The organism is Paenibacillus phytorum (assembly GCF_013141715.1).
GTDB classification, from domain to species: Bacteria; Bacillota; Bacilli; order Paenibacillales; family NBRC-103111; genus Paenibacillus_E; species Paenibacillus_E phytorum.
Map to the genome: position 1 here is coordinate 37,970 of NZ_WHOA01000116.1, position 14,218 is coordinate 52,187.

14 protein-coding genes and 1 pseudogene are annotated in these 14,218 nt (G+C 46.2%); 6 read left to right on the forward strand and 9 right to left on the reverse strand.

Annotated elements, in window-relative coordinates:
* Positions 1-8: 8 nt before the first annotated feature.
* From GC098_RS17450 to GC098_RS17465, 4 genes are all read left to right on the forward strand, one after another.
* Complete coding sequence (locus tag GC098_RS17450) at positions 9-650, forward strand: thiamine diphosphokinase (RefSeq protein ID WP_171644398.1); 642 nt, start codon at positions 9-11, stop codon at positions 648-650.
* Positions 651-758: 108 nt separating this feature from the next.
* Entirely contained in the window at positions 759-1,031 is a 273-nt protein-coding gene (locus GC098_RS17455; protein ID WP_171644399.1) for a response regulator transcription factor, read from the forward strand.
* A 250-nt stretch (positions 1,032-1,281) separates the two neighbouring features.
* Entirely contained in the window at positions 1,282-2,337 is a 1,056-nt protein-coding gene (locus GC098_RS17460) for a polysaccharide deacetylase family protein (protein ID WP_246358671.1), read from the forward strand.
* 93 nt (positions 2,338-2,430) lie between these two features.
* On the forward strand, positions 2,431-2,880 hold the full coding sequence (locus tag GC098_RS17465; RefSeq protein ID WP_171644400.1) for a PilZ domain-containing protein: 450 nt from the start codon (positions 2,431-2,433) through the stop codon (positions 2,878-2,880).
* Here GC098_RS17465 and msrC read toward each other — a convergent pair.
* The 5 genes from msrC to GC098_RS17490 all read right to left on the reverse strand — a co-directional run bounded on the left by msrC (position 2,873) and on the right by GC098_RS17490 (position 8,234).
* Positions 2,873-3,364, reverse strand: coding sequence for a free L-methionine (R)-S-oxide reductase MsrC (gene msrC / locus GC098_RS17470; protein WP_171644401.1), 492 nt, complete (start codon positions 3,362-3,364; stop codon positions 2,873-2,875). The two genes, GC098_RS17465 and msrC, sit on opposite strands and share 8 nt — an antisense overlap.
* Before the next feature lie 290 nt (positions 3,365-3,654).
* On the reverse strand, positions 3,655-4,347 hold the full coding sequence (araD, locus tag GC098_RS17475; RefSeq protein ID WP_312880179.1) for an L-ribulose-5-phosphate 4-epimerase: 693 nt from the start codon (positions 4,345-4,347) through the stop codon (positions 3,655-3,657).
* A 140-nt stretch (positions 4,348-4,487) separates the two neighbouring features.
* A complete protein-coding gene (locus tag GC098_RS17480) occupies positions 4,488-5,753 on the reverse strand; it encodes an S-layer homology domain-containing protein (protein ID WP_171644402.1) in 1,266 nt (421 codons plus the stop codon).
* Positions 5,754-5,939: 186 nt separating this feature from the next.
* The gene (locus GC098_RS17485; protein WP_171644403.1) at positions 5,940-6,389 is read right to left on the reverse strand and encodes a hypothetical protein; all 450 of its coding nucleotides are present in this window, start codon (positions 6,387-6,389) and stop codon (positions 5,940-5,942) included.
* Between the two features lie 129 nt (positions 6,390-6,518).
* Entirely contained in the window at positions 6,519-8,234 is a 1,716-nt protein-coding gene (locus GC098_RS17490; RefSeq protein WP_216625312.1) for a methyl-accepting chemotaxis protein, read from the reverse strand.
* A gap of 243 nt (positions 8,235-8,477) precedes the next feature.
* Between GC098_RS17490 and GC098_RS17495 the strand changes: the two genes are divergently transcribed.
* Positions 8,478-9,044 carry an RNA polymerase sigma factor gene (locus GC098_RS17495; protein WP_171644405.1) on the forward strand — a complete coding sequence of 189 codons (567 nt, stop codon included), beginning with the start codon at positions 8,478-8,480 and terminating at the stop codon, positions 9,042-9,044.
* A complete protein-coding gene (locus tag GC098_RS17500) occupies positions 9,031-10,344 on the forward strand; it encodes a hypothetical protein (RefSeq protein WP_171644406.1) in 1,314 nt (437 codons plus the stop codon). The genes GC098_RS17495 and GC098_RS17500 overlap by 14 nt, the downstream gene beginning before the upstream one ends.
* A gap of 28 nt (positions 10,345-10,372) precedes the next feature.
* Here the strand turns inward: GC098_RS17500 and GC098_RS17505 are convergent, their stop codons facing one another.
* From GC098_RS17505 to GC098_RS17520, 4 genes and pseudogenes are all read right to left on the reverse strand, one after another.
* Positions 10,373-10,900, reverse strand: a complete 528-nt coding sequence (locus GC098_RS17505) for a YfiT family bacillithiol transferase (RefSeq protein WP_171644407.1) — start codon at positions 10,898-10,900, stop codon at positions 10,373-10,375.
* A 534-nt stretch (positions 10,901-11,434) separates the two neighbouring features.
* Positions 11,435-11,908, reverse strand: a pseudogene (locus tag GC098_RS17510) (HD-GYP domain-containing protein); the annotation flags it as partial.
* Positions 11,909-12,064: 156 nt separating this feature from the next.
* Positions 12,065-13,510, reverse strand: coding sequence for a flotillin family protein (locus GC098_RS17515; RefSeq protein WP_171644409.1), 1,446 nt, complete (start codon positions 13,508-13,510; stop codon positions 12,065-12,067).
* A gap of 37 nt (positions 13,511-13,547) precedes the next feature.
* Positions 13,548-14,066 (reverse strand): NfeD family protein, encoded by a 519-nt coding sequence (locus tag GC098_RS17520; RefSeq protein WP_171644410.1) that lies wholly within the window; start codon positions 14,064-14,066, stop codon positions 13,548-13,550.
* Between the last annotated feature and the right edge of the window lie 152 nt (positions 14,067-14,218).

Here is a 14,218-nt window from a genome sequence, read left to right on the forward strand (position 1 = left end):
GAACAAGCATGAACGGAAAACGAATTATCATTGTAACTGGAGGGACACTCGGAGATTGGGCACTTGGAGACATTCATGAAGATGACGTTCTCGTAGGATCAGACCGTGGTGCCCTATATCTGATTCAACATGGCTATACGCCGCATATTTCACTCGGTGATTTCGATTCTGTCACAGACGAAGAGTTGAGCCGTATTCGCTCTTCCAGTCTCACTTTCATCGATTGCGATCCGGTCTTCAAGGATTTAACCGACACCGAAATGGCCTTTAACTGGGCACTGGATCAGCAGCCTGATCATATCGTCCTCCTTGGCGCGCTAGGCACACGCTTTGATCATTCGTTAGCCAATGTTCATCTGCTGCGCAAAGGCACAGAGCAAGGCGTTTCCTGTTCCATTGTGGATGCCAACAACCAAATCATTGTCATTAACCAATCCACTCGTATATTACGAGGGAGCTATACACATATATCGCTGCTGCCGCTTAGTTTGGAAGTAACCGGCATTACGCTGCATGGTTTCCAATATCCGCTTCAGCAAGCGACTCTTCAGATTGGACAGTCCCTTGGAATTAGTAATGTACTTAAGGAATCGGAAGGCCTCATCGAACTCCAAACAGGCTTATTACTTGTTATCCAAAGTAAAGATTAAAGCAAAAAATTTTATAATTAGACAATCTCATATGAATCCTAGAGGGGATAACTCTGGTACAATGAACTGTACGCCATACATTAATTAAGATATTGAGGTCGTTCAAGCATGCAGCATGTGCAAGAGAATCCGGTAAAGAACCTTCATCATAAGAGTGTGCAATCCGTCATAACCCAATTTGCAGCCATACATTTACTTACGAACCGAGAATCCGAAATTATAGGTCTTATCGCGCTCCACGGTTACAGTAACAAAGAAATAGCTGATCACTGCAACATTAGCGAAAAAACAGTTAAAGTCCATATTGATAAAATTATGGATAAAGTCGGAACTCGATCGATGCGCAAGCTTCTTGCTGCCATCATCAGCAACGCGGTTTAACGCACGCGCCAAATACTGCTATTCGAACTGGAGACAGTTTGGATAGCAGTTTTTTATAGTAGATAAGAAAGTATAAGTTTTATACTTTTGCTTCGCATCTACCTTGACAAACGCGCTCGTCCGAGAAGGACGACGGAGTCGTTTATCCTTGTGAGGGAATCTCTCTAACTGGCTAAAATAGGTATATTTCTCCCAACCTTTGCTTACAAATAGAGTAATAGATTATTCCTCTAGATTGGTTGGTGTGCCTATGAACTACCAAAGAAAGAGAATCCTTTTTTATTCGGTGCTAGCAGGTCTATTTACTATACTTCTCCTACTCGTATCCATCAGCCTAGACTCCTCGGGGTACCAATTAGTTGGATCCTCACCAACTCCGGCATTGATCCCTCATCAGGTCGATGCTCAGATCGTCGAAACTCCATCCCAAGCTCCGGTCGAGGACTATACTTTTGCCCTGGACAAGCCCGCTCCAAGCTTAGAAATAATGCCAGAACCTCCGCTTCAAGAGGAACCCAAATTGCCTGCGGCCTCAACGGTTACTTTGAATACTTACGTCCCCATTCCCGCTTCCCCTTCTGCTTTGGCAGTTAAAGGGGCAGTTCAGTCTTCAACAAGACCAACACCTCTGCCGTCCAAAATCAGCATACCCGTTCTCAACTACCACAGTGTCACGATTGATCCAGGGAATGTTGTCGTTATTTCCCCAGCCAAGCTGGAAGAGCAGCTGATGTATCTTCACGACCATGGTTACACCCCGGTCTCTCTCACTACTTTTATTAGCCTTATCGAAGGAAAAGACGTCGAGGCGGCTCCAGAGAAACCAGTTCTGCTAACTTTTGACGACGGATACATCGATAATTATGAGCAAGCAATGCCTCTTCTTGCCAAATATTCCTTCCCGGCTACCCTCTTCATATCACCTGGTATGAGCGATCAGGAAGGTTACCTGAACTGGGAACAGATCAAGAAACTGCAAGAAGCTGGCTGGGACATTCAACCTCATGGGATGACACACCCTCATCTACCCCAGCTATCCGCGGATCAACAAGCCTTCGAAATCTTAGAAGCCAGAAAACAAATCGAGGAAAAGCTCGGAACCAAAGCCGATGTATATTGCTACCCTTATGGCGAATATAACAAAACGACGTTGAAGCTTCTTAAGGATCATGGATTTCGTTATGCTTTTACGATAGAGCAAGGCAATGCGACAAACCAGCAGTCCCCTTATCTGCTCAAAAGGCTTTTTATTAATGGAGAAGAAGGCCTGAAATCGTTCATTCGCAAGCTCTCTGCACACGATTAGGCAGCTTTATTTTCAAATTCATCAAGTGAAAGGTAGTTCAAATTAATCATCAATATAGTATAATAGGCCTATCAACCATGAGGAGCAGTAAGTATGTCACAAGCAAATAAGCGCTCCAGCTTCCGACTCAACCTTCAAATTCCTTTATCAGCCTTGTTCAAAATCATTGGTATCAAAAACAAGGCAGCTGACACCAAACATTCTAAAATTATGATAAGAGATATTAGTTCAGGCGGTATACGCATTCACACACCATTGAATCTTCCTATCGATATGAATTTGCTGCTGGAATTCACTTTTCATCTTTTTCATCAAGAGATCAAAGTATTAGGTGTCCTCACACGAAAAACGATGCTGAAGCCATCCCTCTATGAATACGGGATTGAATTCAGCATCGCAGATCCAATTATGGAACAGCAGCTTACCAGTCATCTGATCTTATTAGGTGCTCGTTTAAAACATAACAACATGCTGGCCAGCTGCAGCTTCTGTTCCGATGAAGATATGGCAGATATTTTCTCTGCCACCTATGAGATTACATAGCAGCTGCAAGCTTCTGTACAAATTGTTCCAAGTACATCTGATCGATGTCATCAAATCGGCTTTTGATAGGACTATCAATATCCAGCACCCCGATAAGCTCGTTTCCTACAACGATCGGTACCACGATCTCCGATTGTGATGCCGCATCGCAGGCAATGTGACCTGGAAATGCATGCACATCTGGAACAAGTACCGTTTCCCGACGTTCAGCCGATGTACCGCAAACACCTTTACCCAGTGGAATCCGTACACAAGCCGGAAGTCCTTGGAACGGCCCCAGTACGAGCTCCTTCTTCTCACTTGTCTCATCTAATAAATAAAAACCTACCCAATTCACATCACTCAGAAACTGCCCCAGCAGCGCAGCGGCGTTAGCCAAATTCGCAATGCGATTCGGTTCATCATGTATCAAAGCTTCAACTTGCTGAATCAGCAAGGCATAATTATGTTCTCTTGTTCCCTCATAACTTGATTTCGCAAACATCTCTCATCATCCCTCTTCCCCAAATCATTCCTACCTGCTTATCATACCAAAAGATAACCTTGCTACCCAAACGCAAAAAAAAGGCTAGTCGGATTCCACCGTTGCTGTAAGCTCGGAAATCGACTTCTCAGCCTGCAAACGCAAGCCTCACCTCGGTTTCTGCTGACTTTAAGCTCGGTTTCCGCGCTTTCAAAGCAAAAAGGACAGTCGGCATAGTGCCCAACTGCCCTTTTCTTTATGCTGTATACTTCCTCCTCACACGTCCCCAAAGGACGCGAAGTCGTTTATCCTTATTGCCCGTAATAAGCGTTCGCTCCGTGCTTTCTCAGGAAGTGCCGATCCAGCAACGTTTGGTCCATTAACTCTACCGCGGGGTTCAAGTTGTAAGTACGGTAGGCAATCTTCGCTACCTCTTCCAGTACAACTGCATTATGAACCGCATTATGAGGATCCTTGCCCCAACTGAAAGGTGCATGGCAATTTACCAACACGCTTGGGACCATCGCCGGATTCAATTTCAATTCCTTGAACGTCTCGATAATGACATTTCCGGTTTCCAGTTCGTAGGCTCCATTAATCTCAGTCTCTGTCATTAGACGTGTGCAAGGCACTCCCCCGTAGAAATAATCTGCATGTGTCGTACCAAGTGCCGGAATGCCTCTTCCTGCCTGTGCCCAGCTTGTAGCCCAAGCTGAATGTGTGTGCACAATACCGCCAATGGTCGGGAAAGAACGATATAGCGCAAGATGTGTCGGTGTATCCGAGGAAGGTTTCAGCTTGCCTTCAACGATTTTCCCTTCCAGATCAACGACAACGAGGTCTTCCGCTCTTAACTCCTCATAAGGTACGCCACTAGGCTTAATCACAACAAGGCCTCGCTCACGATCAATCCCGCTAACATTGCCCCAGGTAAATGTGACAAGCCGATATTTCGGCAAATCCAAATTGGCTTCCAACACAGCATTCTTCAAGTTCTCCAGCACCTGATATCAACACCTTCCGATAAAATGTACATATGATTTCATATTATACACTTGTACGTACATGTAATCTAGATATCAGTGATATAAAGTTTTTATCGATCAACTTGTATGTACAGCCTGTACGCACGTTGTATGTAAATCTAGGAATGAATAATTGAAAAAATGATCGTTTTCCCATCCGCTTCTAACCGTGTTTCAACGGAGTAGCTGCCGATTTGTTTCGTTGTGGTTTCGAGAACACCTTTAGCCGCTGCACGTTCACAAGCGTCAGTGAACTGGCGATAGAAGATGTCTGCGTCATAGCCAAAAAGGAAATCCGTGAACTTCCGGATGCTCTCCGTATTGCGGGCTAGTGTCCCGTTTTCTAGGTGCACAGTCACGCCATAGGTTATAAACTGCGGATCTAACCATAAGGATACTTCATTGCTGTTGCGCACATCGGCGGTCGCACCGCTCATCGCCAGCCCTTTGGCCTCGGCATCTCGGAATAGTCGCAGCGTTGTTTCTTCAAGGTCGTAGTTCGAACCTCGCAGCTTGCCCGCTTCCTCCATCACATCGTAGGCTTGCAGCATTCGCTGATCGGGGAATACCAGCTTCTTGTAGCTGCCATCCTTCGTAGGCACGACTTTAATGAACGCTTCACTTCCGCTGTTCACACTGATGCGCTTCGACTTCGTCTGCAAACGAGCAATGATTTGCAGCGCTTCAGCTCGGGTAACCGTTCGTCCAACGCCGAAGTACCCGTTCGGGTAGCCTTCCATGATTCCCTTCGTCATGGCCTCGCCAATGAATTTCTGCTGTCTGGCCGTCGCACTTTGAAGATCACCGAATTGTGAAGCTGCTTTGAGACTGTACACTTCGTCTTCCAAATACTCGGTTTCCTTGAGTAAATAGTACAGAATTTCGGCGACATCTTCGCGTTTTAGCATCGCTTTATAGTCACTGAACTGACCTTTGCTTATAAAATGAAGATCACTAGCCAAATCCAAATAAGGTTTTGCCCAATATCCGACTGTGTTCGGTTTGAATGTGAAATCCCGATAATCCTGCTGTAAAATACTTTGGTTGCTCGCACTAAGCGTTTGAATGAAGCTCGATTTCCATTTGCGTTCGCCATTCGGATACTTATCAGTAAAAGCGAGTAAGACAATTTTCACAAATTGATCAGCAGTCACAGAATCATCTGGTCGAAAAGTCCCATCAGGAAAGCCGTCAAGCAACCCCTGCTGCACCATCTGACTAATCGTCTGCTCCGCCCAATGGCCTCGAACGTCCGTCATACCGGCCGCTTCACTCTTCCCTTGTACGACACCTATTGTCATTACGCAACATACCGTTGCAATTGTAAGCCATTTATTGAGCTGTAACATCTTATTACTCTCCGCTTCTCCATGAGTTTTTGGCATCGTTTACACCAGTCTTTAGGATAAGCCTTCTACAATGCTTTGAGAACAGGCTTAAAGCCTAGTGATTCAAGGTGCCAAGAACTATCCACCATGGGACTATAGCCATAGGGATGGGTACAAAAAAGGACCGCGCTTTCTACACATGTAGAAAACACAGTCCTTACTTTCCAACGAAAAACGGCTCATTTAGCCGATCTTTTTCCCAGCACCCACTGTTATAACTGAATTATAATAGCGCAGCCAATCTGTTATGTACAACATTTTGGTCAGGAAGTCTGGAGCATTCCCCTGCAAACTCGCATACTTTTCCTGCTGCAGCAGTTGATGCATCTCCCAGCTTTTCTGAAATATAGCTTTAATGAAAGCTTCCTCCGTTTGCGGCTTATGCAGATCCGTTCCGCGCGAGAGTTCGATTTCCTCGATAATAACGCCTCGATAGTAGGGATGTACGTTCACTAGTTGCCCCATATCAATGTAAGCGAGACCTGTAAATTCGAAAGGCAGCCAAATTAAATTCGTCTTCCTGTCTTCCAGTTTAACTGTATAAACTAAACCCAAGTTCAGAGCAATCGGCTGCGGATAATTTTTAATTTGTCCAGACCGCAAATGATCCACTATATGCTCTACGAAATTCATGGTGTTCTCCCTCTCCGAAGGACCTGATCTTTCATCCAGTGTCCTTTCTTCATATTGCGTGTTACGGCCTTCTATTGTCAAGACACATCGTGAACGAGTTTACTTTTTCAACCTATAAACATGTGGTGCTTACACTTTAAACCGTCCAACTACACTTTGTAAGGATTCCGCCGTTTCGCTAAGACTAATTACCGATTTATCAATGGCTTCCATCGCGTACATTTGCTCTTTCGTATGTGACACAATAGTTTGAGATTGCTGCGACGATTGCTTGGCTAGATGAGCCATCTCCGCAATGGAAGCAGACACTTCCTGGGATCCAGCGGACATTTCTTCCGTGGCAGAGGAAAGATCCTGCACCTGTTCAGAGATGTTGGCGATGGCTTGAAGGATCCCTCCAAACATGTCCCCTGACTGTATAATCAGCTGCACACCGTGCTTCACCTCGTCCTTCACCTCCTGCATAGAAGTCACAGAAGCCAAGGCGTCTTCTTGTATCCCTTTAATAATATCATTGATTTGCGAAGTAGATTGGATCGCTTGCTCAGCCAATTTCCTTACTTCCGTAGCCACGACAGCAAAGCCCCTCCCATTCTCCCCTGCTCTTGCGGCTTCAATCGATGCGTTAAGCGCTAGTAGATTCGTCTGTGAAGCAATGCCTGTAATGACATCCACAATATGATGGATTTCCTGCGATCTTTGCCCAACACGATCAATAATTTGTGTAGAGGTTTCCACGGATTGCTCAATCCGATTCATTTGCTGAATGGAATCTGCTATGGTCGCATGACCTCGCTTCGCATCTTCCCTAGCATCTAAGGAGGCTGCCGCTACTGTAGAAGAGGATTCCGCCATACGCGAAATCCCTACTGCCATCTCTTCCATGGCTCTTGCGCTTTCGGATGCACCTTGATCCTGTGCCGCATTTCCCGCAGCAACCACATCGATCGCATGAGCGATTTCACTTGTTGCTTGTATGGTAAGCCGCGTGTGGTTCCCCAGCTGACCCCCAGATTGTTGAACCGAGTCCGCATTCACTGTGGCTTCATGCAGAAGGGAGCGAAGCTGACCCACCATATTATTGCAAGCATCGATTAATTGCCCCGTTTCATCCTTACTCATCTTCCCATCCAGACGTGTGGTGAGGTCGCCATTTGCTACGCGACGCAAGAAACCTACTGCTCTCGTAATAGGCCTTGTGATCATCCGTTCTAATGTAAAAGCTAGAAATAATCCAATCACAACAACAGCTACGCTAGATATGATCAAAGTCTTCACCAATTGCGACATGTGATTATCTAAATTGCTTTGCGCTTCTGCATACTTCTTGTCATAAGTAAGTACAAGCTTATCTGTTAACTCGTAAATTTGATTTTTGGCTTCATCGGTTTCATCGTCTACTTTCTTATACTCCGCTTTCAACTGTTGGGCTGTGTATTTATCTTGATTGTTATAGATCGCAACCACCTTATCGAACATCGCGATGTACAGTTGGCTTTGCTTGACAACACTCCCCGCCCACTGGCGCTCTTCATCCGTTCCTGCTGATGCGCTTACACTTTCTACCATTTCAAAGAACGTCTTCGTATTCTCTTGGTATTCCTGAATAATCTCTTTATTGTTGTTAATGATCAAATCAGCTTGATTACTGTATAGAATGCCTACCATGCTTTTTAAAGATAAGGCAATCTTTTCGTTGGTCATACTGGCCGTTTGTTCATTTACACTGAGCTTAGTTGATTGTACCATTCGATAGGATAGTCCAGCTGAAATCATAAACAGCAAGATCAGAGCGACAAAACTTATCAGAAACTTAAAGCGTATTGAATGAATAAAAGAAACCAAGAGCTCACCGCCTTAAGAGTTGTCCTGTAGATTCATTTCCACAGCTGAAAGAAAGATATCTCTCTTCGATTCTCTCCCTTGAAGTAAATCTCCTCCAGATTTCGAGCTATAGCTATTTTTCAAATTACACGTAGAAGTCCGACTCATCTGCCAGTTCACTTTCGAATCCTATAAAGCATGTTTTTTTTTATTAAAATGCGAACTTTTTTGTACTTGTAACGTCTAATTCAGAGAGGTGAGAGAATGGAGACGACCGGTGTCCATGTATTTGATTACTTAAAGTATGTATCTGAAACAACGGATCAGAAAGTGATTCTTCGCAATATAATGGAAACTTATGGAAATGATGTATGGAATTATGCGTTTAGCATTTGCCGTAATTCAGATTTAGCTGATGACATTACGCAGGATGCTTTCTTGAAAGTATATCGCAATCTTACTACATTCCGCGGTGAAGCTTCGGTCAAAACCTGGCTCCTTACCATTACACGTAATACCGCATATGACTACCTACGCAAAGCATTTTGGCGCAAAGTTACACTTGTTGGCTTCATTCAATCTGCAGGCACAACACAATCGGCAGAAACAGAAGCGATGGAGAAATTATATGCTAGTGATATATGGAAAAAAGTGATATCTCTGTCTCCAAAATACAGAGAAATCTTAATTTTGCATGCCCATTATCAGCTCTCAACGAAAGAAATGGCTGCCATCCTTAACATCTCGGAGGGAACCGTTAAATCCCGACTTCACCACGCCAGACTCAAGGTGATCAGTTTGAAGGAGCGTGAAGCGCTTGAAAACTCCTGATCCGGATGATTTACATAAGCAATTGGAATCAGGACCGCTTAAGCAATCTGGCTTCACCTCCAAGCTTCAAGGCGAGATCGAGGAAGCCATTGAGCGGAAGGAACGAGCGAAGCCGAAGGTAAAGCCCCTACTCTGTTTCGCCGGAATCGGTGCAATAGCTGCAGCGTTACTGCTCTTTCCATGGCGTACAATCCATACGCAAAGTGACGCAGCTACTGCAATGGATGCTTCTGTTACGACTGCGGCGTCCACTAGTTCGTCCCCTGCCCCAATAAGCACCGCACTGCTTATTGGGCTAAGGACCGAGCGTGAATCTAACAATACAGAGGCGCAGCATGCTTTAGGACCCATTCGTTATAGTACTTATCGAACAATGCTTATCGCGCCGGTTCGCGGCCAACTGCAGAAGACGTCCGAGGGCACTGGAATTCTCATGCCTTATAAGCAAAATTTTTGGAAAATCGATTCCTTGGTTCATAAAACGAAAACAGATGAGTTCCACTATTTATCTGCTCATCTAGCTGATCAGCCTGTGAAACCAGAAGTATTCCCCGATCAAGCGGACGAACAGTTAAATCGCGTGGAGACCCTGTTATTTGCTGGGAATCAATATGTTTCCATCGCTGAATCGGAGGAGGCTTGGCGAGGTAATGCCCCTTATCAAGCGGAACGCATCTGGGTTCGTACCCTCCCACAATTAAAAGAAGGGCATACTGTGCAGTTCTATAACAAACCGGTGGACAAGAACCATGTTTCGATCACCGATTTATATGGCAGCAGTAGCAGCATCCTTACAAATGTACCGAGCAGCTCTGCCAAATTGCTTGGTGAGATTACAGGCCAAAGCTGGACCGTCCAGCGTGAGCCAGGCCGCTGGGTCGGCAAGGTCGCTGAGACGCCGCGAATTAGTGCAACGACACCTGATAGCTACGTTCTACACGACTTCCCGCGCGAGCTGCCTGATAAAGTCATCAATCACGATGATCTTTGCTGCTCATGGAGCGCTATTCAGTCCTCGTGGCCGTTAGCAACCGATGCGTTAACATCGCCGATGAATGATATGATCGTCATTTTCGAGAACGGCAAGCTCAAGTTCTACCCTTACGGTCAGGCGCCGGGGAATGATCCACAACTAACCTTGGACCTCCAGCCGGGCGAGAAACTCGTTATGGCGCAGTGGGCAACCGATCACTACGTACAAGAGTGGATCGATAAAGTAGGCCGGTATTTGAATGATGATCAGGCTGAATCGAGCATCAGTGACGAAATGGATAATGGTAGAGTTGGAAAAACCCGCTAAGTCCTGTGACTTAACGGGTTTTCGTTGTTTACCAGCCCCTGCGATCACGCAAGCTTGTGATGTGGGCAATATGATGATTACCATGCCATGCGTAATTGCCAACGTTCCAATCCAGTCGAATCGTCTTCCCTGACTCTGGATGTACGAATGCACGTGCAAACTGCTCATGCTGCATATCGTGCAGAACAATCATCCAGCGGCTGTGCAATGCATCGAGCAAGGTAAGCGACAACTCCACCGGAGCCGACTTGCCGTCGCTAAGCTCAGCCCAGCGATCCTCATAGTAAGGTCTGATCGTCGGCTCTTCTTCTGTCAGCGCCAGCTTAAACCTTGTGTAGCTGTTCATATGGCTGTCTGCAACGTGATGCACGACTTGTCGCAGCGTCCACCCACCTGGGCGATAGGGCGTATCCAGCTGCTCGTCAGACAGCCCAGCAACCGCGTCACGCAGCCTACTTGGCGTCGACTCGATGTCGGCCATCCACTCTTGCAACTGCTCCCGTGAAATTTCACCTTCGTGTTCAAACAATCCAATAGGGTAGCGCAATTCATCCATACGACCAAGCCTCCAGCAACTTTTTCTCTATTATAGCGAAGTTTTGCTAGGCTGCCCACGATGTTGAAGTAAAGCACTACAAAGCGTCGGATACGCTCTCTCCACCACCCATCGGCTACATTAACGCTACAAAACATCGCTAACTCACCAACTATCTAGTCAATTCTCACTTTAGCGATGTAAAACATCACTAAAGTCGCCGGACGCCCTCTTTCCACCACCCATAAGCTACGTTAACTCTGCAAAACATCGCTAACTCACCAACTAGCTAGTCAATTCTCACTTTAACGATGTAAAACATCACTAAAGTCGCCGGACGCCCTCTTTCCACCACCCATCGGCTACGTTAACGCTGCAAAACATCGCTAACTCACCAGCTAGCTAGTCAACTCTCACTTTTGCGAGGTAAAACATCACTAAAGTCGCCAAACCCCCTTCTCTCTCACTCGCCAGCTTCTTCAACTCAACTTCCTCACCACAATCCAACAACAAATAAAGGCCTCACAACCCGCAATCCCTGCGGCTGTGAGACCTTTATCTCCTTTTAAACCTTATAAACATCAATGAACCTTTGAGCGAAACGGGATCCCACTGGGTCCCCTTTCCCTCAGCGAGAATAGCCAGTGCCTTCTCGATCGGCATCCCTTTCCGATAAGGACGATCGGAGGTCATAGCATCGAAGGCATCGGCTACCGCAATGATGCGACCGAACTCGGGGATATCCAGGCCCTTCAGGCCATCTGGATACCCGCCGCCATTATAGCGCTCATGATGAGAGCGCACGCCTGGAAGCAGAGGCGCCATAGCCTCAGCGGGCTCGATTTGCTTCAAAATCGATTCGTCGAGCACGGGATGCAGCTTGATTTGCTCGAACTCCTCATTGGTGAGCCGACTTTCCTTCAGCAGCACATCGTCGCGCACACCAATTTTGCCGATATCATGCAGCAGGGCCGTCTTGTTCAATAGATCTAGTTCCTGTTCGTTCAAATCTACAGCTCGTCCAAGAAGCTATCGATCATTGCACTGAATTCTAGTGTTTTTCTCATTGTATAGCAATTCAACCATTTGCGCTTTAAATCTAAACCATTTTTAACAAAAAAAATCCTCAGCCCGGAAGCTGAGGACTTGCTTATTTACATTGCTCATTTACATTACTCATTCACGTCATTCCGATTCCTTATTCAAAATAAGTTCATTATCCTTGCCTAGAAATGCACGCGCAAGATCTGTCACGCTTTTACCCGTTAGCGTCTGAGTAATTTCCGGCACTTGCGCGATCATTTTAGCAATATCGCCTGTAATCCGATTCACGCCTGACGTCGTTCCATCTTGTGAAATCACCGTAATTTTATCTACATTGCTCAGCGGAGCCGCAATTTTCTCAGCTAATTCCGGCAGTATGCGAAGAATCTCCACCGTAACTGCCGCCTGCGTATACTGCTTGTAAGCCTCCGCCTTCTTCTCCAACGCTTCAGCCTCCGCAAGCCCCGCTAAGCGGACGACTTCCGCATTCGCTTTCCCTTTCGCGAGCTCCGCTTCGGCCGTTGCTTCGCCGCGTTTTCTCGTCGACTCCGCATCCGCCTCGGCTTCGAGAATTTGCCTCTGCTTATTGACTTCGGCACGCATAATGGCCGCTAGCTTCTCCGCTTCAGCCGGCTTAATGACCGACGCTTCAAGCTCTTTCTCCTTCAGCTCGACTTCAATCTGGCGAACTGTCTTGTTCGCCTCCGCTTCCATCTGTCGGATTTTCACCTGTTCCGTCACGAGCGACTGTTGAATCTGCTTCTGCTTCAATTCATAAGCCAAATCCGCTTCAGCCTGTCGGCTCGTCGTTTCCTGCTTGAACTCGGCTTCCTTCATGCTGAGCTCTTTGCGGTACTGCGCTTCCTTCGCCGAAGCGGCGCTCTCCGCCTCAATCTTCAACTGATGGGCTTCCGCTCGACGAATCGCGGATTCCTTCTCCGTATCTGCCTGACGAATTTGGATATCCCGCTCCACTTCAGCTCTGGCAATACTAGCACTTTTGCGGATACGCTCCACTTCCGGTACGCCTAGGTTCTCAATGTATCCTTGATCGTCGGCCACTCGTTTGAGCACAAAGGAGATGAGGCTCAGCCCCATTTTATCCAAATCCTCAGAGCACGTTTCCCTCATCTTGCTGTTCAGCTCATCCGGATTCTTAAGAATGGCTTCCACGGTCAATTGTCCAACCAACCCACGAAGATGTCCTTCTACGGAATGCAAAATCATCATTTCCCGCTCTAACAATGTGTGGTCAAGGAACTGCTCCGAGGCTGTACCGATCGCAACTGGATCACTTTGAATCTTGATTTGAGCCACCGCCTCAATCTTGAGCCGTATCCCCTGTTGGGAAAACATAGGTTGATCCGGCTTCACATCGAAGCTCATGAGCATCATGGAGATCGTTTTAAAGCTTTGAAAACCAGGGATGACGAACGTCCCTCCGCCTTGTACGACCCTTTTTCCACCTAAACCATACACAATCATCGCCTCATTCGGCGGCACTTTCTTGTACGCTCTCACAATGGAAGCCAGTAAGATGAAAACGACAACAACAATCGCAACAACCGTATACAAAATTCCCAACATAAACGCATAACCTCCCAGTAGTTAATTGCAGCAGCTATTATTGGTTAAACCTCGTTACCGTCGCAATTCCTTTATTCATGTGCAAAACGACGACCTTCGTCCCCTTCGGAATGGACTCCCCATTCTCAGATCGAACACTGATGGAACGCGTAGTGCCATGCATCACAAACATCATTTCGCCCGTCCCCTTCCCATTAATCGGCACAGACAGCTTCCCTAACTGACCACTCAGATCAAAATCGCTCTCTTTCATGCTGTGGTCATGCTTATAAATAACTTTGGCGTAGAGAAGGAAGAAGAGCCATCCTACGAAGAGACCGGCACCGATTGCGATAAGCAGAATGAGCAAACTACTTGTCATCCCAACTTGATTCAGCATATACCCCATGCCGCCAAACACCGTCAAACTAGCTAATATGGAAGATAAGTTAAAAAAAGACGGTCCACCATGGGCATGAGCTGCCCCGTTATCCGCATGAAACTCACCGCCAAAAAACGTAACAAGTACCGTGAGTACAAGGCCTACAAAGAAACATATGGCAAACAACGTCATCATAGACAATTACCTCCTAAGAGTTTTGCTTTAGCAAATTTACCTTGTACGCAGTACGCCTTATAAATATAGACGAATTTGGTAATAAAAGGTTTCGCCCAAAAAAAATATACTCATAACAGCGAATCCTTCAGCTTTATTTCGCGTATAATCAT